This is a genomic window from Microcella humidisoli (assembly GCF_024362325.1).
In the GTDB taxonomy this organism is placed as follows: Bacteria; Actinomycetota; Actinomycetes; order Actinomycetales; family Microbacteriaceae; genus Microcella; species Microcella humidisoli.
Genome location: NZ_CP101497.1, coordinates 1,144,631 through 1,162,605, shown reverse-complemented (window position 1 = coordinate 1,162,605; position 17,975 = coordinate 1,144,631). Strand labels below are relative to the sequence as shown.

Below are 17,975 nucleotides of genomic sequence, written 5' to 3'. Positions count from 1 at the left end.
GGGGTCTGACGTCGATCTTCCTGATCCGCGAGCAGCGAGCAGCAAGCAGCAAGCACCGAGCACCGAGTGCTGGCCACCTTGTCGATCGCACCAGACGAGCTAGCAAGGTGGGGTGGCATCGCGCGGCACCGCTCCGCGCACGGGAGCGCAGCGCTACAGCTCGAGTTCGGCCATCGCCGGGAACGGGTTGCCGAAGCGGTGCGCCGTGATCGACACGGCCTGTTCGCGCAGGAAGGGCAGCAGCTCGACCCGACCCGCGGCCGTCACCGCCCCCGAGAAGATCGCCACGTCGGGGTCGCCCTCGAGCGCGAGGTGCAGCGCACGCGCCACCTCCGCGCCCTCCGGCGCGATGAGCCGGATGCGGGCGGGGCGCACCTCGCGCATCCGCTCGCTGAAGCGCGCATCCGTCTCGATCGCGATCGAGGCCGCGCGCAGCGCCGAGACGCCGGAGTCGAGCAGCGCGAGCAGGCTCGCCGGCAGCGGCACCGCGCTGCTGATGTCGACGCGCGACCCGGCGCGCGCCGCGGCGAGCAGCACGCGCACGACGTCGGCCATCGCGGCGCCCTCGGCGGCCCGAACGGTGACCGGCGTGCGGCGGTACCGCAGAACGTTGCGCTCGACGACGGCACCGGCCGCGGCACCCAGCCTGCTGTCGTCGCGCGCAACGCCGAACTCGTCCTGCCACGCGCGCTCGTCGCTGAGCGCGCCCGCGCGCGCGGCGTCGAAGCCGACGAAGTCGAGCCCCGGCTGGCTGGCTTCGAGCACCTCGCGCACGCCGCGGTCGAGGCCGCGGAGGCTCAGCGACTCGCGCGGCTCGCGCGGCACCGGCGCGAAGGTGCCGAAGCCCATGACGTACGAGGGTCCGCCGGCCTTGGTCGATCCGCCCACGCTCGAGCGCTTCCAGCCGCCGAAGGGCTGACGGCGCACGATCGCGCCTGTGATGCCGCGGTTGACATAGAGGTTGCCGGCCTCGACGTGGTCGAGCCAGTACGCGACCTCCTCGGCGTCGAGCGAGTGCAGCCCCGCCGTGAGTCCGAACGCGGTGGCGTTCTGCAGGTCGAGCGCCTCGTCGAGGTCGCGCGCGCGCATGATGCCGAGCACGGGCCCGAAGTACTCGGTCGTGTGGAAGGCGCTGCCCGGCGCCACCCCTCGGCGCACGCCGGGGCTCCACACCTCACCCGAGGCGTCGAGCGCGCGCGGCTCGATGAGCCACGCCTCGCCCTCGTCGAGCGTCGTGAGCGCGCGCAGCAGCTTGCCCGAGGCGCGCTCGACGAGCGGCCCGACGACCGTGGTCGGCTCGAGTGCTCGGCCGACGCGCAGCGTGCGCACGGCATCCACGAGCTGGCGCTCGAAGCGGGCCGATGACGCGACCGAGCCGACGAGGATCGCGAGCGAGGCGGCCGAGCACTTCTGGCCGGCGTGACCGAACGCCGACTTCACGAGGTCGGCGACGGCGAGGTCGATGTCGGCGCTCGGCGTGATGACGATGGCGTTCTTGCCGCTCGTCTCGGCGAGGATCGGCAGGTCGGGCCGCCACGAGCGGAACAGCGCCGCGGTCTCCCACGCCCCCGTCAGCACGAGCCGGTCGACGGCCGGGTGCGCGATGAGCGCCTGCCCCACCTCGTTCTCGGGCACGTCGACGAAGCGCAGCACGTCGCGCGGCACCCCTGCGTCCCACAGCGCATCGACCATGACGGCCGCACTGCGGCGGGTCTGCGGCGCGGGCTTGATGATGACCGCGCTGCCCGCGGCGAGCGCCGCGAGCACGCCGCCCGCCGGGATCGCGACGGGGAAGTTCCACGGCGGCGCGACGACCGTCAACCGCACAGGCGCGAACGTCGCGTCGTCGATGCGCGCCAGGTCGCGCGCGCTCTCGGCGTAGTAGTGCGCGAAGTCGATGGCCTCGCTCACCTCGGGGTCGCCCTCGGCGAGCGTCTTGCCGGCCTCGGCCGCCATCACCTCGAGCAGGTCGGATCGGCGGGCTGCGAGCATCCGCCCTGCCCGATGCAGGATGCCCGCGCGATCCTCGACCGACCGCGCGGCCCACCCGGCCGCGGCCTGCCGGGTCTCGGCGACGATGCGTTCGATCGCGGCGACCGTGGCGACTCGGCTCACCTCGACGAGCGAGACGCCGCGGGTCGTCGTGGCGGCCCGCTCGAGGATCGCGCGGGCCCACGCGCGGTTGGCCGGCAGCGCGACATCGGTGTCGGCCGCATTCTCGAAGCCCGAGCGCACTCCGCCGATCGGCAGGGCGTCGTGCGCGTCGAGCGGCCGCTCGTCGAGCCGGTTCTGCACGCGGTGCGGCGCCGGCGCCGCGGGCGCCGCCTGGAATGCGGCGAGGGAGTCGCGGAAGCGCTGCTCCTCCCGCGCGAAGATCTCGGGCGAACGCGTGAGCTCGAAGACGCCGGAGAGGAAGTTCTCGGTGCTCGCGTTCTCCTCCAGCCGGCGGATCAGGTAGCTGATGGCCGACTCGAAGTCGCGCGGGTGCACGACGGGCGTGTACAGCAGCAGGTGCCCGACGGTGCCGCGCACGGCCTCGGCCTGGTCGGGCGCCATGCCGAGCAGCATCTCGACTTCAACGCGCTCGCTCACGCCGCGCGCCTCGGCGAGCAACCAGGCCCACGCGATGTCGAACAGGTTGTGGCCGGCGAGGCCGATGCGCACCGCATCCACTCGATCGGGGCGCAGGGCGGCCTCGAGCACGCGCTTGTAGTTGGCGTCGCTGTCGCGTTTGCTGGGCAGCACGGCGACGGGCCAGTCGTGCAGCGCAGCATCCACTCGCTCCATGGCGAGGTTGGCGCCCTTGACGACGCGCACCTTGATGCCCGCGCCGCCCGCCGCTCGGCGCTGCTGGGCCCACAGCGTGAGCCGGTCGAGCGCGGGCAGTGCCTCGGGCAGGTAGGCCTGCAGCACGATGCCGGCCTCGTACCCGCGCAACGACGGCCGGTCGAGCAGCCGCTGGAACACCTCGATCGTCAGGTCGAGGTCGCGGAACTCCTCCATGTCGAGGTTGAGGAAGGCCGGGTTCACCCCGAGCGCCGCCGTCTCGTAGAGCGGCACGAGCCGCTCGACAACGCGCTCGACGGTGTCGTCGAAGGCCCACATGCTCACCTGGCTGACGACGGCCGAGACCTTGACGGAGACGTAATCGACATCGGGCCGCTTGACGAGCTCGGTGATGCCCGCGAGGCGCCGGTTCGCCTCGCCATCACCGAGCACGGCCTCGCCGAGCAGGTTGATGTTGAGCCGATCGCCCTCGCCCTGCAGGCGGTCGAGCGTGCGCCCGAGGCGGGTCGGGGTCGCATCGACGACGAGGTGCCCGACCATGCCGCGCAGCACGCGCCGCGCGATGGGCACGATGGGCCAGGGCAGCAGCCGGGCGAGGGGTCCGCCGATGGCGATGAGCACGCGCAGCGGCCAGGGCAAGAAGCTCGGGATGCGGTGCGCCAGCTGCTCGAGGTTGCGCGCCGCGACGCCGAGGTCGTCGGGCCGCGCCACCCGGTCGACGAACCCGATGGCGAACTCGAGCCCCACCTCGTCCTGCAGCAGCCCCGCGAGTCGGGCCGCGCCGGCATCGGTCTGCGCACCCTCGGTCTGCCGCAGCCACTGCCGCACGAGTCCGACGGCGGCGTCGGCATCGGGCTGCTCGAGAGTCGTCACACGCCCATCCTCTCGCGTGCGGGCATCTCGCGCCCAGTTCTCGCCGGATACGCTGGCGCCATGATCGAGCAGCGCGACGTCGTCATCATCGGCGGGGGCCACAACGGCCTGACCGCCGCCGCCTACCTGGCCCAGGCCGGACTCGACGTGCAGGTGCTCGAACGCCTCGACGTGCTCGGCGGCGCCGCGATCTCGGCCGAGGCCTTCGCCGGCGTGGATGCGCGCCTGAGCCGCTACAGCTACCTCGTGAGCCTGCTGCCGCAGCGCATCATCGACGACCTCGGACTGAGCATCGAGCTCGCGCCGCGCCGCTACAGCTCGTACACGCCCGTGCCCGGAGGCGACACCGGACTGCTCGTCGACAACCACGATCCGATGGCGACCGCCGAGAGCTTCGGCGCGCTCGACGCCGAGGACGACGTCGTCGCCTGGGCGCAGTTCTATGAGGGCACGCAGCACCTCGCCCGCGCGCTGTTCCCGACCGTCACCGACCCGCTGCTGACGCGGTCGGAGGCGCGCGCGGCGGTCGGCGACGACCGGCTGTGGGATGCCCTCATCGAGCAGCCCGTCGGCCGCACGATCGCCGACACCTTCAGCAACGACCTCGTGCGCGGGGTCGTCTACACCGACGCGCTCATCGGCACCTTCGCGCCGAACGACGACGCGACGCTGCTCGCCAACCGCTGCTTCCTGTACCACGTCATCGGCGGGGGCACGGGCGACTGGAACGTTCCCGTCGGCGGCATGGGCGCCGTGTCGGGCGAGCTCGAGCGGGCCGCGCGGCTCGCGGGCGCGACGCTCACGACGGGGGCCGAGGTCGTCGCGCTGACGACGGAGAAGACGGTGCGCTGGGTCGACGCCACGGGGGTCGAGCATGAGACGAGCGCCGAGCACGTGCTCGTGAACTGCTCGCCGCACGAGCTCGCGCGGCTGCTCGCGGCGGGCGACGCGGGCCCCGCATCCACCGCTGACGGCGCCGCCGCCCCGCCCGCCGAGGGTGCCCAGGTCAAGGTCAACCTGCTGCTGAGCCGTTTGCCGCGCCTGCGCGACGAGCGCGTCGACCCGGCCGCGGCCTTCGGCGGCACGTTCCACATCAACGAGACCTTCAGCCAGCTGCAGCGCGCCTACGACGAAGCCGCGGCGGGGCAGGTGCCGGGCGTCATCCCCGCCGAGATCTACTGCCACTCGCTCACCGACCCGAGCATCCTCGGACCCGAGCTGCGTGCGAGCGGGGCGCACACGCTCACCGTCTTCGCGCTGCACGTGCCCGACCGGCTGCTGACCGAGGCGAACAACGAGGCGATGCGCGCGACCCTGCAGCGGGCCGTGCTCGACTCGCTCAACTCGGTGCTCGCCGAGCCCATCGAGAGCCTGCTGCTCACCGACGCGAACGGTCAGCCGTGCGTCGAGACGAAGACGACGCGCGACCTCGAGCACGTGCTGCGGCTGCCGGGCGGCAGCATCTTCCACGGCGACCTCGCGTGGCCGTGGGCGGAAGACGACGAGCCGCTCGACACCCCCGCGCGTCGTTGGGGCGTCGACACCGGCATGCCCGGCGTGCTGCTGTGCGGCTCGGGCGCCCGCCGCGGCGGCGCCGTGAGCGGCATCGCGGGCCACAACGCCGCGATGGCGGTGCTCGAGTCGCGATGACACGATCCGGCCGGCGAGCGCGCACCGGGTTCGGGATGCTCGCCGCGAGCATCGCCCTCGTGCTGAGCGCCTGCTCCGCGGGCCCCGCAGCGGCGCCGCCAGAGCCAGCCCCGCCCGCCGAGCGGTTCGCCCTGCCCGCCGAGGGCCTCGTCGACTACCAGCTCGGCGGCGCCTCCGAGCCCTCTGCCGGTGTGACGCTCGTCGTGCGCGACGCGACCGACGAGCCCGCGCCGGGCATGCCGAGCATCTGCTATCTCAACGGCTTCCAGACGCAGCCGGGCGAGCTCGAGTCGTGGCTGGACGAGGCCCCGGAAGCCGTGCTGCGCACCGCCGCGGGCGACCCGGTCATCGACCCGAACTGGCCCGACGAGGCCCTGCTCGACCCGCGCACGCCCGAGGCTCGAGCGGCGATCGTCGACCGGCTCGGCCCGCTCATCGACCGCTGCGCCGAGCGCGGCTTCGTCGCGGTCGAGTTCGACAACCTCGACAGCTACACGCGGTCGGGCGGCGTGCTCACCGCCGACGACGCCCTCGCCCTCGCCTCCCTGCTCGTCGACTGGGCGCACGACGCGGGGCTCGCCGCCGGGCAGAAGAACGCGCTCGAGCTCGGCGCGCGCGGGCGCGACGAGGCCGGCTTCGACTTCGCCGTGCTCGAGGAGTGCGACCGCTGGGCGGAGTGCGCCTTCGCGACCGCGGTCTACGGCGACCAGGTGCTGAACATCGAGTACGCCGACGACCTGCGCGGCACGTGGGCCGAGGTCTGCGCCCGCGGCGAGGTCCCCGCGCTCACGGTGCTGCGCGACCGGATGCTCGCACCCCCCTCGAGCCCCGACCACGTGCTCGCCCACTGCGCCCCGAGTCGCTAGAGCTCGAGCGCGACCGCCACCACGAGCATCACCGCGACGAGCGCCGTGGCGCTCAGCACGATCACGGTGCGCACCATGAGCATCCACGGATCGCGGTCGGCGACCTCCGACCGCTTCACGCGCGGCGTCGTCGCACCGACGAGGATCGCGAAGCCCGCGATGACCGCCCCGCCCACGGCGACGGCGGGCTCGCCGAGCTGCGTCGCCGTCACAGCGGCGACCAGAGCGAGCAGGGCGGAGTGCATCGCCGTACGCTGCCACGAGAGGCTCGTGCGATCGACGGGCGCGCGCGGGGCATCCAGCTCGCTCACCGCGCCAAATCGATCGCCTGGAACGTCGCGAGCACGGCGAGCAGCAGCCCGACCGCGACCACGCCCGCAACGACCCAGGGCAGCACCGAGGGCTCGGGGATCGGCTCGCGCAGCCGCAGCGCGCGCTCGGTGCGGCGCCACGAGACGAGCGCCCACACCGCGAGCGCCGCGCCGCCGAGGCTCGCGAGCCCCGCGATGACGAGGATGACGAGCGGCAGCTCGCCGAAGCTCGAGAGGGTCGCGAGGGCGACTCCGCCCGCGATGAGGGTCATGCCCGTGCGGATCCACGACAGGGCCGTGCGCTCGTTGGCGAGCGAGGCCTGCACCTCGGGCTCGTCGCCCACCCCGTAGACGCTGCGGGGCCGGCGGTCGTCGTCAGTCATGACGCGACGGTACCGCGCGACCGGCCGTCAGATGCACCCCTTGACGCGCGTCACTCCCACACGCTCGGCGCGGGCTCGCGGCGCGAGGGCAGGGCGGCGTTGCCGCTCCACTCGGCGAGCCAGGCGGGCAGCGGGTGGTTCTGCGGGTCCATGTCGAAGAGCTCGGCGAGCTCGGGGATGGGCACGATGCCACCCGACTTCTTGAGGAAGCGCGCCTTGATGACCGCGCGCGCGACGATCTCGCCGTCGCGCACGAAGCGCTGCTCGACGTAGGCGGCGATGTCATCGATCCCCACGATGCGGCTCTCGAGCTCATAGGTCTGCCACAGCTCGAGCGAGCGGCGGTAGGTGATGGTCGAGCTCACGATGACCGGGTAGTAGCCGCGGGCGGTGAGCTCGCCCCACACCCCCGACCGCACCATGAGGTCGATGCGGCCGAGATCCATGAGCGAGAGGTAGACGCCGTTGTTCATATGGCGCTGCAGATCGAGGTCGTTGGGCAGCACGCGGAACCGCACCGAGCCGACGTCAGTGGGGGCGAGGGGCGTGGCGCGACGGGCACGCCACAGCACCCAGAGGAAGCGCAGCAGTTTGTTCACGCCGCCACGCTAGGGCGGTCAGCGCCCGCGGTGGTCTTCGATGGTGGCCTTCGCACCGAAGCGGGGCGCCTCGACGCCGAGCGAGGTGATGAGTCGCACAACCCGGTGCCGGTGACCCGCATAGGGCGCGAGCAGATCGAGCATGCCGGCGTCGTCGACGCGAACGCCCGTGAACCACGTGCCGATGACGTGCGGCAGGTGCGCGTCGCCGACGCTGAGCGTGTCGGGGTCGCCGTGCGAGCGCTGCAGCACTTCGGCCGCCGTCCACTCCCCCACGCCCGGAATCGAGCGCAGCGCCGCGACCGCCGCCGGCCCGCCGCGACCGAGCGCGAGGGTGCGCTGCAGCGCCGGCTCGACGGCGGCGACGCGGCGGATGGTCGCCATGCGCTGCGGTCCCACCCCCGCGCGATGCCAGTCGTGATCCGGGATGCTGCGCCACCCCACCCCGTCGGGCATCACGGTGAGCCCCTCGGGCGCGGGGCCGGGCGCCCGCTCGCCGTGCTGCCGCACGAGCTGCCGCCACGCGCGCCGCGCCTCGACTCCCGTCACCTTCTGCTCGAGCACGGCGGCCACCGCCGCCTCCAGCACGAGGTGGGATCGGGTGAGCCGAAGCCCGCGCGTGCGCCGGCGCAGGCGATGCAGGGCCGCCGCCGCGGGGTCGCCCTCCACCGTGCGCTGCGCGAGCAGGGCGTCGAGCCCGCTCCAGTCGTCGCCGTCGCCGAGCAGCTGGGGCGCGTGCGCGAGACTCCACGCGGCACCGGGGCCCCACGCGGCGAGGTGCAGCCGCCGCGCCGCGGTGGGCGGGCCGTCGAGCACGGTCAGCCGCAGCGAGGCGCAGCCCTCGGGTGTGCGCTGCGCGCGCCAGACCTCGCGCCACGCATCCGGCCCCGCGGCGGTGTGCAGGGTGGGGTCGCCGCGGCCGCGGCGCAGGAAGGCGAGGGTGGCGCCGAGGTCGAGGGGCTCGGGCGGGGCGAGCTCGCGCTCCGCATCCGGCATCATCTCGACCACGCGCTCAGCGTACGACCGCGCCCTGACCATGCAGAACGGCGGGGAGGCCGCTCGTGATGAGCGCCCTCCCCGCCGTCGCGGACTGTCGTAACGGATGCCTTACGGGCACTCGTACGTGACGCCGTTGACCTCCCAGACACCGGACCCGAGCTCGGCGCAGACCTGCGCGAGGCCGCCGAACAGTGCGGCGCCGCCCGCGACGAGGCTGATGATCACGATGATGCCGATCACGAGCCCGACGAAGCCGACGATGATGCCGGCGAGGGCGAAGCCGTTCTTCTGGCCCGCCTTCTTCGACTGGTTGAGGCCGACGAAGCCGACGATGATGCCGATCAGGTGCAGGCCGATGATCGACAGCACGAGAGCGACGATTCCCATCGTCTTGCCGGGGTTGACGGGGGCGGCGGGAGCGCCGCTGTAGGCGGGTGCGGGGGGAGGGGCGTCGGTCATTCTGACTCCTGCGGGGTGGGGGGCCGAGATGGCCCCGTTCGCTCGAATCGTACTGCCCCGCGCGCCCCGCGCGTGAGAGCAGTTTCTGCTCAGGTCAGGCGGACGGCGCGACGAGCCGCACGACGACCGAGCTCGACGCTGATCGGCCGCGCAGCCGGCCCATCGCCCGGATGGCGGCGTACTGCACGCCGTACTTCTCGCTGAGCGCCGTGTCGAGGTGCGCACGCGAGGCCTCGTCATCATGCACGCTCGCGATGGCCTCGACGACGGGGGCTCCGTCGAGCGGGCGCCCGACCCGGTCGCAGGCCTGCAGCGTGACGCGCGGAGTGTGCCGGATGCGCTTGACCTTGCCCGCCTCGGCGCCCGTCGTCACAAGCAGCGCCTCGTCATGGCGCGCCACCCACACGGGTGTCGCGACGGCGACGCCCGAGCGGCGAGTGGTGGTGAGCAGTACGTACTGCTCGTCGGCGAGCGCGACGACGGGGTCGGTCATGAGTCCTCCAGCAGGGGCGGGGTGCGGCGTTCACGATAGCGCCGGGCCCCGGGCGCGCGCCGAGAGCCCGCCCGTTTTCGCGCCGCCCGCCGCGACGGGCCATGATGGAACCCATGCGCATCGGAATGCTCACCTCCGGCGGAGACGCCCCTGGCCTCAACGCGGTCATCCGCGGGGCCGTGCTCACCGGCACCACCGTGCACCACCACGAGTTCGTCGGGTTCAAGGACGGCTGGAAGGGGCTCGTCGAGAACGACACGCTGCCGCTCGGCCGGCACGAGGTGAAGGGCATCTCGAAGCAGGGCGGCACGATCCTCGGCACGAGCCGCACGAACCCCTTCGAGGGCCGCGGCGGCGTCGACCGCATCAACGACGTCTTCGCCGAGAACCGCCTCGACGCGCTCATCGCGATCGGCGGCGAGGGCACGCTCGCGGCGGCGAAGCGGCTGACGGATGCGGGCATCCGTATCGTCGGAGTGCCGAAGACCGTCGACAACGACCTCGATGCCACCGACTACACCTTCGGCTTCGACACGGCCGTCGGCATCGCGACCGAGGCGATGGACCGCCTGCGCACGACGGGCGACGCCCACAACCGCTGCATGGTCGCCGAAGTCATGGGCCGCCACGTCGGCTGGATCGCCCTGCACTCCGGCATGGCGGCCGGCGCCCACGCCATCCTCATCCCCGAGCAGAACACGAGCATGGACCAGTTGTGCGCGTGGGTGCAGAGCGCCTACGACCGCGGGCGGGCGCCGCTCGTCGTCGTCGCCGAGGGCTTCACGCTCGACGGGGCCGACCAGCCCCACTCCGAGCGCGGCCTCGACGCCTTCGGCCGCCCGCGGCTCGGCGGAATCGGCGAGATGCTCGCGCCCATGATCGAGGAGCGCACGGGCATCGAGACGCGCGCGACGACGCTCGGCCACATCCAGCGCGGCGGCACCCCGAGCGCCTTCGACCGCGTGCTCGCGACGCGCCTCGGCATGGCCGCGATCTCGGCCGTCGACGATGCGCGCTGGGGCGAGATGGTCGCCCTGCGCGGCACCGAGATCGTGCGCGTGCCGTTCGAGGCCGCGCTCGGAAAGCTCAAGACCGTGCCGCAAGCGCGCTACGACGAGGCCGCACTGCTCTTCGGCTGAGCCCTCGCCGGGCGACGCCGCGCGGCCTAGGCTGGCGGGCATGACGCGCGGCTGGCAGATCACCCTCGATGACGCGGGCCCGCGCGTCGAGCTCATCGAGCTCGACGAGACCGTGCTGAGCCCCGCCGCCGACGAGCGCGGCGATGTCGAGGTCGCGGTGAGCTACTCGGGCCTCAACTACAAGGACGCCCTGGCGTTCGCCGGCACCCCCGGCGTCGTGCGCCGCTCGCCCCTCGTGCCCGGCATCGACGTCGTCGGCACCGTGATCGCCTCGAGCGACGCGCGCTGGGCCCCGGGCGATCGCGTGCTGCTGAACGGCGCCGGGGCGGGCGAGACGCGGGCCGGGGGCCTCGCCGAGCGCGCGCTGCTCGACGGCGGCACGCTCGTGGCCACGCCCTCCGCGTTCACGGATGCACAGGCCGCCGGCATCGGAACCGCAGGCTTCACTGCCATGCTCGCCGTGCTCGCCCTCGAGCGGCACGGAATCACTGAGGGCGACGTGCTCGTGACGGGCGCCAGTGGCGGACTCGGATCCTTCGCGGTCGCCCTGCTCGCGCGCGCGGGCTTCACGGTCACGGCCGCGACCGGGCGGCCCGAGAGCGCCGCGCGCCTGCGGGCGCTCGGCGCCGCGAGCATCCTCGACCGCCGCGAGCTCGACCGCTCAGAGCCCGACCGACCCCCGCGCGCGCTCGAGTCGCAGCGCTGGGCGGGCGTCATCGACGCCGTCGGCGGGCAACCCCTCGCGACCGCGCTCAGCCAGCTGCGGCAGGAGGGCGCGGCGGTTGCGTGCGGCAACGCGGCCTCGCCCGCGCTGAGTACGACCGTCATGCCCTTCATCTTGCGCGGCGCGGCGCTGCTCGGCGTCAACTCCTCGCTCACCCCGCTCGCCCGCCGCGAGCAGGCGTGGGCGCGACTCGCGCGCGACCTCGACCCGGCGGTGGTCGACGACATCGCGCGCGTCGTCGAGCTGGAGGAGGCCGCCGAGCAGGCCGCCGAGGTGCTCGCCGGCCGTGTGGCCGGGCGACTGGCCGTGCGGGTCGGCGCGAGCTCCGCATCCCCCACCGCCCGCATCGAGACGGAGACCGCATGATCGGACTGACCCTCATCGGCCTCGTGCTCGCCGGCATGGCGGCGACCCTGCACGTGGCGTTCTTCGTGCTCGAGAGCGTGCTGTTCCGGCTGCCGTTCGGCCGGCGCCTGTTCGGGGTGCGGGCGGAGCACGACTCGCCGCCGCTGCGCCTCTTCGCCGTGAACCAGGGGCTCTACAACCTCGGGCTCGGCATCGTCGTGTTTCTCGGCATCGTGCTCGTGGCGATCGATGCCGGCTCGATCGCGGGCGTCGCCGTCATCGTCACCGGATGCGCGATCATGGGGCTCGCGGGCGCGGGCCTCGCGCTCACGGCGCCGCCCCGCATGATCCCGATCGCGCTGGCGCAGGGCGTGCCACCCCTGCTCGCGATCGTCGCGCTGCTCGCGGGGGGCTAGGAGACGACCGGCGGAACGCTGTCGTCGGGGTTCATCGCATACTCGGCGAGCGCGCGCACGAGGGCCGCGGTCGAACGCTCGTCCGCGATCCGGTGCACGGTGAGGCCGGCCGCGCGGGCGTCGAAGGCCGTGCGCGGGCCGATGCAGACGACGACGGTGCCCTCGGGCAGCGGCGCGAACTGCTCGGCGATCTGGCGCGCGACGCTGCCCGAGCTCACGATGAGGCCCCGGATGCGCCCGGCGGCGACGTCGGCGACGACCGCGGCGGGGGCGGTGACTCCGACCGTGCGGTAGGCGCTCACGAACTGCGCGTCGATGCCGCGGTCGGCGAGGCCGCTCACGAGCGTGGGCTCGGCGATCTCGCTCTGCGGCACGAGCACGGCACCCTGCGCCGCGGTGCCCGGCCACTCGCGCACGAGCCCGCGCGCCGAGTGGTCGCTCGGCACGAAGTCGACCGAGTAGCCGGCCAGCTGCAGGGCGTGCGCGGTGGTCTCGCCGACCGCGGCGATGCGCGTCGTCGCGGGGACGCGCACGTCGTGGCCGACGAGCACGTCGACCGTGGTGGCGCTCGTCACGACGAGCCAGCCGTACGCGCCCGACTGCAGGCGCTCGAGCGCCGCGGAGAGCTGCTCGGGATGCTCGGTGCCGGCGAAGTTGATGAGGGGCGCGATGACCGGCACGGCGCCCAGCGCGCGCAACTGCGCGGCGACGCCGTCGCCCCACTTGCCGCCGCGCGGCACCAGCACCGTCCAGCCGAGCAGGGGCTTGATGACGGGCAGCGCGCCCGTGGGTGTGCGCTCGATCGTCACGTCGTGCAGGGAGGAGAACATCTCCTCCATGATGACTCCGCTCGCGCGAGAGTCATAATCGGCCGGAAGCTCAGTCGTCGCTGAAGATCGCCCAGGCGACGAGGCCCACGACCACGACGGTCGCGGCGGTCGCCCCGATGATCCACGGCACGGGGTTCTGCTGGTACGAGGTCTTGACGCGCTCGGTGAGCTCACCGGCCTGCTTCTTGACGTCGAGCTTCTCGTCGATCGCGTCGAGCGTCTGCTCGAGGCGGGCACGGGTGGCGGAGACGGTGCTTGCGACGGTATCGCTCATGATGCTCCTCGCTTTCTCAGTCCGCGCACGACGCGGACATCTTCTTTGACGCTCTCGATGGTCTGGGTGGGGGTGGGCGGCACCCCGTGCTTGAGCTGCGCGACGCCGATGGCGGCGGCGAGGCCCGCGAGCACGAGCAGGGCTCCGCCGACGATGAGGGCCGCGGCCCAGGGCGGGAGCACGAGCGCGAGCGCGAGGATTCCGGCAGCCGTGAGCACGAGCGTCGCGAAGAACGCGAACACGCCGGCGGTGACGAGGAACCCGGCGCCGATGCCGGCGGCCTTCAGCTTGCCGACGATCTCGGCTTTGAGCGCCTCGATCTCGGCCTCGATGAGCTCACGGATAAGCCCGGGAATGTCGGCGATCAGCTGGAAGAGGCCGCGGCGCTCGCGCGTCGTGGCCGGCGCGGGCTCGCTCATGACGACGCGGCGGGCTTCTTCGCAGCGGTGGTCGGCTTCTTCGCAGCGGGCTTGGACGCGACCGGCTTCTTGGCCGCCCCGCGACCCGTCACCTGGTCGACGACCTTCTTGGCGCCGTCGGAGACGAACTCGGCGACCTCGGGCGCCTTCTCCTTCACGAAGTCTTCGACCTGGTCGACCCGGTGCTGCACGCGGGGGTCGTTCCAGAAGCCCATCGCGGCGTTCTTGAGCTGCTCGTAGCGCTCGCGGCCGGCGCGGGTGCCCAGCACGTAGCCGACGGCGAGGCCGGCGGCGAACAGGATCTTGCCTCTCATGACGCACTCCTCACGCTGCCCGACCGTGGCGGATCGGCCGCGGCAACTCCCCCAGCGTAGTGCGCCCCGCCCTCGAGGGGTCGAGTGATGCTGAGGGGATTCCCAGGGGAGGGGGCGTGGTGCTACCCTCGCGGCACCATGCATACTTAGGTAATGCTTACCTTACCTGGCGAGGCGACCGAGGCGGTCACCCACCCCGCCTACCGCCCCTACGCCGTGACGGTGCAGCGCGTGCTGCCGCTCAGCCCCCACCTCGTGCGCGTCACCGTGACCGGCGACGACCTCGTCGTCTTCGGCACGCGCGGGCTCGACCAGCGCATCAAGCTCGTACTGCCCCTCGACGACGGTTCGCTGTGTGACCTCGGCGAGCACGACGAGGCGGCGCAGCGGGCGGGCGACTGGTACGCCCGCTGGCGGGCGCTGCCGGATGCTCGCCGCAACCCCTTCCGCACCTACACCGTGCGCGGCATCCGCCCCGACCGGCGGCAGCTCGACATCGACATGGTGCTGCACGAGCCGACCCCCGGGGTGGATGACGGCCCGGCCGCGCGGTGGCTGCGGCGGGCATCCCTCGGCGATCGCCTCATCGTCATCGGACCGGACGCCCGCACGGCCGACCCGACGATCGGATGCGACTGGCGCCCGGGCGCGGCCCGCCACGTGCTGCTCGTGGGCGACGAGACGGCAGCCCCCGCGATCTGCTCGATCCTCGAATCGCTCGACCCGGGGGTGACGGCGCAGGCCTTCATCGAGGTCGCCTCGAGTGCCGACGTGCAGAACGTCGTGCCCCGCGGGCGCTCGCGGCTCACCTGGCTCGCGCGCGACGCCGGGTGCGAGACCGCGCAGGGCTTCGAGGCGATCGCGCCGCACGGCGAGCTGCTCACGCGCGCCGTGCAGCGCTGGCTGCCGCGGCACATGCGCGAGCTCTCCTCGGTCGTGCGCGCGACGCCCGACGTTCTCGACGACGTGGATGTCGACAGCGCGCTGCTGTGGGATTCACCGCTCGACCCCGAGTCGGGCGAGTTCTACGCCTGGATCGCCGGCGAGGCGGCGATGGTCAAGCAGCTGCGTCGACACCTCGTGAGCGAGCTCGGCATCGCCCGCACGAACGTGGCCTTCATGGGCTACTGGCGGCGCGGGCGCAGCGAAGCGCAGTGAGGCGCGCTGAAGCACAGGGCCGCCGCGCCCTCGGCGCGACCGCCCTCGTGGTCGCGCTGCTCCTCGCCGTCGTCGCGAGCCTCGCGCTCGGCGCGCGCGGCATCGACCTCGGCACGGTGCTGACGGCGGTGCTGCGACCCGGCGACCCGGGGCTCGACCCCGTCGACCTCGTCGTCGTGCGTGAGTTACGCGTGCCCCGCACCGTCATCGGCCTGCTCGCCGGAGCCGGGCTCGGCATCGCCGGGGGCATCATGCAGGGCGTCACGCGCAACCCCATCGCCGACCCGGGACTGCTCGGTGTTACCGCGGGCGCCGCCTTCGCCGTCGTGCTCGGCATCGCCGTGCTCGGCGCATCGAGCCCGCTCGCGTTCGCGGGGCTCGCACTCGTGGGTGCCCTCGGCGCCTCCGCGCTCATCGCCGCCCTCGCCGCGCGCCCGCGCATCGCCGACGCGCCCGTGCTGCTCGTCGTCGCGGGCTCGGCCGTCACGGCGGCGCTGACCTCGGCGACCTCGCTGCTGCTGCTGAGCGATCCGGAGACGCTCGACCGCTACCGCTTCTGGACCGTCGGCGCCCTCACCGCCCGCGGCCTCGACGAAGCCGTCGCGCTCGCTCCCCTGCTGGCCGCGGGCCTCGTCGTCGCGCTGCTGCTCGCTCGGCCCCTCGACGCGCTCGCGCTCGGTGACGATGTGGCACGCGGGCTCGGCGTCCGGCTGGGCCGCACGCGCGCGCTGAGCCTGCTCGGCATCGTGCTGCTCGCCGGCGCGGCCACCGCGCTCGCGGGACCGCTCGTCTTCGTGGGCCTCGTCGGCGCGCACCTCGCGCGGTGGCTCGTCGGGCCGCGCCACGGCGCGCTGCTGCCCCTCGCGGGCGTCGCGGGCGCGACCCTCGTGCTCGCCGCCGACGTGCTCGGCCGCCTCGTCGCACCCCCCGGTGAGATCGAGGCCGGCATCGTCGTCGCCGTGCTCGGAGCCCCCGTGCTCATCGCCCTCGTGCGCTCGCGGGCGGGGGCGGCGCTGTGAGCCGGCTCGAGCATCCCGTCGACCCGATGCGGCAGCTCGCCGGCATGCGGGCACGCGACCGCCGCCGTGCGCTCGCCGTCGACGGCGGCCTGCTCCTGACGATCGCCGTGCTCGGGATGCTCGCGCTCGGTCTCGGCGCCGTCGCCCTCTCCCCCGCCGAGGTCGTCGCCGCGCTGCTCGGCCTCGAGAGCGCTCCGGGTGCCGCGTTCATCGTGCAGGGCGTGCGGTTGCCGCGCCTCGTGCTCGCCCTGCTCGTGGGGGCCGCACTCGGCCTGGCCGGAGCCCTGTTGCAGTCGGTCGTGCGCAACCCCCTCGCGAGCCCCGACATCGTCGGCATCGCGCAGGGCGCGAGCGCCGCGGGCGTGCTCGTGATCGTCGCGGGCGCGAGCGGCGCGGCCGTCACGGGGGCCGCGATCATCGGCGCGCTGCTCGCGGCGGCCCTCGCGGTCACCCTCGGTGGGCGGGGGGTGAGCGGCGCCCGCTTCGTCGTCGTCGGTGTCGCCCTCGCCTTCCTCGCCAACGGGGTGCTCGGCTACGCCCTGACGCGCGCGGCGCTCGTCGACGCGGGCAGTGCCTACTTCTGGCTCGTCGGCTCGGTCGGCTCCCCCTCGTGGCCCGACATCGCGATCGTCGGCGGCGTGCTCGCCCTGTGCGCGGTGCTCCTGCTCGCCGGGCGGCGCCTGCTCGAGGTGCAAGCCTTCGACGACGCCACCGCGCGGGCGCTCGGCGGGTATCCCGTGGCCGTACGCGCGGGTGCGATCGTCGTGACGAGCGCCCTCACCGCGGTCGCGGTCGGTGCCGCGGGACCCATCGCCTTCGTCGCCTTCGCCGCGGGCCCGATCGCCCGAGGTCTGCGCGGTCGCGGCCCCGCGCTCAGCACGGCCGCGCTCGTCGGCGCCGCCGTCGTGCTCGGCTGCGACCTCATCGCTCAGCACCTCATCCCCTCGACCTTCCAGCCCCCGGTCGGCCTCATCACGGGCGCCCTCGGCGCGCTCGTGCTGCTGGCGCTGCTCGTGCGGGGCGACCGACGCACGGAGGCCCGCGCATGATTGACCTGCCCCACACCGAGAGCCCTCAGCTGCGCGCCGAGGGGGTGCATCTCGCCTACGGCGACCGAGCGGTCGTGCACGGCGTCGACCTCGCGATCGCCCCCGGTCGCCTGACGGCGCTCGTCGGGGCGAACGCGAGCGGCAAGTCGACGCTGCTGCGCGCCCTCGCCGGGCTCATCGCCCCGAGCGCGGGGCGCGTGCTGCTCGACGACCACGATCTCGCCCGGGTGCCGCGCCGGCGGCTCGCGCGCACGATCGGCATCCTGCCGCAGTCGCCGCTCGCGCCCGAGGGCATCCGGGTCGGCGACCTCGTGGCGCGCGGACGGTACCCCCACCACGGGCTGTTCCGCGGACAGCGCAGCGACGACGATGCCGTCGTGGCTCGAGCGCTCGCCTCCACCGACGCGCTCGGGCTCGTCGACCGCCGCGTCGACGAACTGAGCGGTGGCCAGCGGCAGCGGGTGTGGATCGCGATGGCGCTCGCGCAGCAGCCGCGCATCCTGCTGCTCGACGAGCCGACGAGTGCGCTCGACGTCGCCCACCAGGTCGAGGTGCTCGACGTGCTGCGCGGCGAGGCGGCGGCGGGCATGACCGTCGTCATCGTGCTGCACGACCTGACGCTCGCGGCGCGCTACGCCGACGAGCTCGCGATGCTCGCAGGCGGGCGGCTCATCGCGCAGGGCGCGCCGGGCGCCGTGCTCACCGCCGAGACCGTGCAGCGGGCGTTCCGGGTCGACGCGCGCATCCTCACCGACCCCGACACGGGCCGACCCGTCGTGCTGCCGCGAGCGGGGTCAGCGACACTGAGTTAGTTAGGTTAGGCTAACCTTACTGAGCGAGCCACGCGGCTCGAGCATCCCCCGCCCGC

The 17,975-nt window shown here is 73.8% G+C and carries 20 protein-coding genes; 9 read left to right on the top strand and 11 right to left on the bottom strand.

The genetic code is table 11. The features are described 5' to 3' along the window. Positions 1 to 153: 153 nt before the first annotated feature. Positions 154 to 3,660 carry a proline dehydrogenase family protein gene (locus tag NNL39_RS05600; protein WP_255160705.1) on the bottom strand — a complete coding sequence of 1,169 codons (3,507 nt, stop codon included), beginning with the start codon at positions 3,658 to 3,660 and terminating at the stop codon, positions 154 to 156. Positions 3,661 to 3,720: 60 nt separating this feature from the next. Here NNL39_RS05600 and NNL39_RS05595 point away from each other — a divergent pair, with 60 nt between their 5' ends. Continuing rightward, positions 3,721 to 5,310, top strand: a complete 1,590-nt coding sequence (locus tag NNL39_RS05595) for a phytoene desaturase family protein (RefSeq protein ID WP_255160704.1) — start codon at positions 3,721 to 3,723, stop codon at positions 5,308 to 5,310. Then, the gene (locus NNL39_RS05590) at positions 5,307 to 6,176 is read left to right on the top strand and encodes an endo alpha-1,4 polygalactosaminidase (protein ID WP_255160703.1); all 870 of its coding nucleotides are present in this window, start codon (positions 5,307 to 5,309) and stop codon (positions 6,174 to 6,176) included. Before NNL39_RS05595 ends, NNL39_RS05590 begins: the two co-directional genes overlap by 4 nt. Here the strand turns inward: NNL39_RS05590 and NNL39_RS05585 are convergent. The 6 genes from NNL39_RS05585 to NNL39_RS05560 all read right to left on the bottom strand — a co-directional run bounded on the left by NNL39_RS05585 (position 6,173) and on the right by NNL39_RS05560 (position 9,420). Beyond that, positions 6,173 to 6,487, bottom strand: a complete 315-nt coding sequence (locus NNL39_RS05585) for a DUF202 domain-containing protein (RefSeq protein WP_255160702.1) — start codon at positions 6,485 to 6,487, stop codon at positions 6,173 to 6,175. The two genes, NNL39_RS05590 and NNL39_RS05585, sit on opposite strands and share 4 nt — an antisense overlap. Further along, a complete protein-coding gene (locus tag NNL39_RS05580) occupies positions 6,484 to 6,870 on the bottom strand; it encodes a YidH family protein (protein WP_255160701.1) in 387 nt (128 codons plus the stop codon). The genes NNL39_RS05585 and NNL39_RS05580 overlap by 4 nt, the downstream gene beginning before the upstream one ends. A gap of 50 nt (positions 6,871 to 6,920) precedes the next feature. Further along, positions 6,921 to 7,469: an acyl-CoA thioesterase gene (locus NNL39_RS05575; RefSeq protein WP_255160700.1), complete on the bottom strand. Its 549-nt coding sequence runs from the start codon at positions 7,467 to 7,469 to the stop codon at positions 6,921 to 6,923. A gap of 18 nt (positions 7,470 to 7,487) precedes the next feature. After that, complete coding sequence (locus tag NNL39_RS05570) at positions 7,488 to 8,468, bottom strand: DNA-3-methyladenine glycosylase family protein (RefSeq protein ID WP_255160893.1); 981 nt, start codon at positions 8,466 to 8,468, stop codon at positions 7,488 to 7,490. Between the two features lie 108 nt (positions 8,469 to 8,576). Then, positions 8,577 to 8,927 carry a DUF4190 domain-containing protein gene (locus NNL39_RS05565; RefSeq protein WP_255160699.1) on the bottom strand — a complete coding sequence of 117 codons (351 nt, stop codon included), beginning with the start codon at positions 8,925 to 8,927 and terminating at the stop codon, positions 8,577 to 8,579. A 94-nt stretch (positions 8,928 to 9,021) separates the two neighbouring features. Then, positions 9,022 to 9,420, bottom strand: coding sequence for a PPOX class F420-dependent oxidoreductase (locus tag NNL39_RS05560; RefSeq protein ID WP_255160698.1), 399 nt, complete (start codon positions 9,418 to 9,420; stop codon positions 9,022 to 9,024). Positions 9,421 to 9,533: 113 nt separating this feature from the next. Here NNL39_RS05560 and NNL39_RS05555 point away from each other — a divergent pair, with 113 nt between their 5' ends. The 3 genes from NNL39_RS05555 to NNL39_RS05545 are packed head-to-tail and all read left to right on the top strand — an operon-like array spanning position 9,534 to position 12,044. After that, the gene (locus NNL39_RS05555; protein WP_255160697.1) at positions 9,534 to 10,559 is read left to right on the top strand and encodes a 6-phosphofructokinase; all 1,026 of its coding nucleotides are present in this window, start codon (positions 9,534 to 9,536) and stop codon (positions 10,557 to 10,559) included. A gap of 40 nt (positions 10,560 to 10,599) precedes the next feature. Then, positions 10,600 to 11,649 (top strand): acrylyl-CoA reductase family protein, encoded by a 1,050-nt coding sequence (locus NNL39_RS05550; RefSeq protein WP_255160696.1) that lies wholly within the window; start codon positions 10,600 to 10,602, stop codon positions 11,647 to 11,649. After that, positions 11,646 to 12,044 carry a DUF1304 domain-containing protein gene (locus NNL39_RS05545; protein WP_255160695.1) on the top strand — a complete coding sequence of 133 codons (399 nt, stop codon included), beginning with the start codon at positions 11,646 to 11,648 and terminating at the stop codon, positions 12,042 to 12,044. Before NNL39_RS05550 ends, NNL39_RS05545 begins: the two co-directional genes overlap by 4 nt. Here NNL39_RS05545 and NNL39_RS05540 read toward each other — a convergent pair. Genes NNL39_RS05540 through NNL39_RS05525 form a run of 4 tightly spaced genes read right to left on the bottom strand, consistent with a single transcriptional unit; the run spans position 12,041 to position 13,881 of the window. Continuing rightward, on the bottom strand, positions 12,041 to 12,883 hold the full coding sequence (locus NNL39_RS05540) for a uroporphyrinogen-III synthase (protein WP_255160694.1): 843 nt from the start codon (positions 12,881 to 12,883) through the stop codon (positions 12,041 to 12,043). The genes NNL39_RS05545 and NNL39_RS05540 overlap by 4 nt on opposite strands. A 40-nt stretch (positions 12,884 to 12,923) precedes the next feature. Beyond that, on the bottom strand, positions 12,924 to 13,148 hold the full coding sequence (locus tag NNL39_RS05535; protein ID WP_255160693.1) for a DUF3618 domain-containing protein: 225 nt from the start codon (positions 13,146 to 13,148) through the stop codon (positions 12,924 to 12,926). Continuing rightward, a complete protein-coding gene (locus tag NNL39_RS05530) occupies positions 13,145 to 13,567 on the bottom strand; it encodes a phage holin family protein (protein WP_255160692.1) in 423 nt (140 codons plus the stop codon). Before NNL39_RS05530 ends, NNL39_RS05535 begins: the two co-directional genes overlap by 4 nt. Next, the gene (locus tag NNL39_RS05525) at positions 13,564 to 13,881 is read right to left on the bottom strand and encodes a YtxH domain-containing protein (RefSeq protein ID WP_255160691.1); all 318 of its coding nucleotides are present in this window, start codon (positions 13,879 to 13,881) and stop codon (positions 13,564 to 13,566) included. The genes NNL39_RS05530 and NNL39_RS05525 overlap by 4 nt, the downstream gene beginning before the upstream one ends. A 153-nt stretch (positions 13,882 to 14,034) precedes the next feature. On the opposite strand from NNL39_RS05525, the gene NNL39_RS05520 reads away from it, so the two are divergent. From NNL39_RS05520 to NNL39_RS05505, 4 genes are read left to right on the top strand one after another with little or no spacing between them, the layout of a single operon-like run. Further along, the gene (locus tag NNL39_RS05520) at positions 14,035 to 15,039 is read left to right on the top strand and encodes a siderophore-interacting protein (RefSeq protein ID WP_255160690.1); all 1,005 of its coding nucleotides are present in this window, start codon (positions 14,035 to 14,037) and stop codon (positions 15,037 to 15,039) included. After that, complete coding sequence (locus NNL39_RS05515; RefSeq protein WP_255160689.1) at positions 15,036 to 16,058, top strand: FecCD family ABC transporter permease; 1,023 nt, start codon at positions 15,036 to 15,038, stop codon at positions 16,056 to 16,058. The genes NNL39_RS05520 and NNL39_RS05515 overlap by 4 nt, the downstream gene beginning before the upstream one ends. Beyond that, the gene (locus NNL39_RS05510; RefSeq protein ID WP_255160688.1) at positions 16,055 to 17,107 is read left to right on the top strand and encodes a FecCD family ABC transporter permease; all 1,053 of its coding nucleotides are present in this window, start codon (positions 16,055 to 16,057) and stop codon (positions 17,105 to 17,107) included. Before NNL39_RS05515 ends, NNL39_RS05510 begins: the two co-directional genes overlap by 4 nt. Beyond that, on the top strand, positions 17,104 to 17,919 hold the full coding sequence (locus NNL39_RS05505; protein ID WP_255160687.1) for an ABC transporter ATP-binding protein: 816 nt from the start codon (positions 17,104 to 17,106) through the stop codon (positions 17,917 to 17,919). Before NNL39_RS05510 ends, NNL39_RS05505 begins: the two co-directional genes overlap by 4 nt. Positions 17,920 to 17,975: the final 56 nt, after the last annotated feature.

Coding starts and splice junctions, on each gene's coding strand:
- NNL39_RS05595 (WP_255160704.1), top strand. CDS start 3,721: ATGATCGAGCAGCGCGACGTCGTCATCATCGGCGGGGGCCACAACGGC.
- NNL39_RS05590 (WP_255160703.1), top strand. CDS start 5,307: ATGACACGATCCGGCCGGCGAGCGCGCACCGGGTTCGGGATGCTCGCC.
- NNL39_RS05580 (WP_255160701.1), bottom strand. CDS start 6,870: ATGACTGACGACGACCGCCGGCCCCGCAGCGTCTACGGGGTGGGCGAC.
- NNL39_RS05570 (WP_255160893.1), bottom strand. CDS start 8,468: ATGATGCCGGATGCGGAGCGCGAGCTCGCCCCGCCCGAGCCCCTCGAC.
- NNL39_RS05565 (WP_255160699.1), bottom strand. CDS start 8,927: ATGACCGACGCCCCTCCCCCCGCACCCGCCTACAGCGGCGCTCCCGCC.
- NNL39_RS05560 (WP_255160698.1), bottom strand. CDS start 9,420: ATGACCGACCCCGTCGTCGCGCTCGCCGACGAGCAGTACGTACTGCTC.
- NNL39_RS05555 (WP_255160697.1), top strand. CDS start 9,534: ATGCGCATCGGAATGCTCACCTCCGGCGGAGACGCCCCTGGCCTCAAC.
- NNL39_RS05550 (WP_255160696.1), top strand. CDS start 10,600: ATGACGCGCGGCTGGCAGATCACCCTCGATGACGCGGGCCCGCGCGTC.
- NNL39_RS05545 (WP_255160695.1), top strand. CDS start 11,646: ATGATCGGACTGACCCTCATCGGCCTCGTGCTCGCCGGCATGGCGGCG.
- NNL39_RS05540 (WP_255160694.1), bottom strand. CDS start 12,883: ATGGAGGAGATGTTCTCCTCCCTGCACGACGTGACGATCGAGCGCACA.
- NNL39_RS05535 (WP_255160693.1), bottom strand. CDS start 13,148: ATGAGCGATACCGTCGCAAGCACCGTCTCCGCCACCCGTGCCCGCCTC.
- NNL39_RS05530 (WP_255160692.1), bottom strand. CDS start 13,567: ATGAGCGAGCCCGCGCCGGCCACGACGCGCGAGCGCCGCGGCCTCTTC.
- NNL39_RS05525 (WP_255160691.1), bottom strand. CDS start 13,881: ATGAGAGGCAAGATCCTGTTCGCCGCCGGCCTCGCCGTCGGCTACGTG.
- NNL39_RS05520 (WP_255160690.1), top strand. CDS start 14,035: ATGCTTACCTTACCTGGCGAGGCGACCGAGGCGGTCACCCACCCCGCC.
- NNL39_RS05505 (WP_255160687.1), top strand. CDS start 17,104: ATGATTGACCTGCCCCACACCGAGAGCCCTCAGCTGCGCGCCGAGGGG.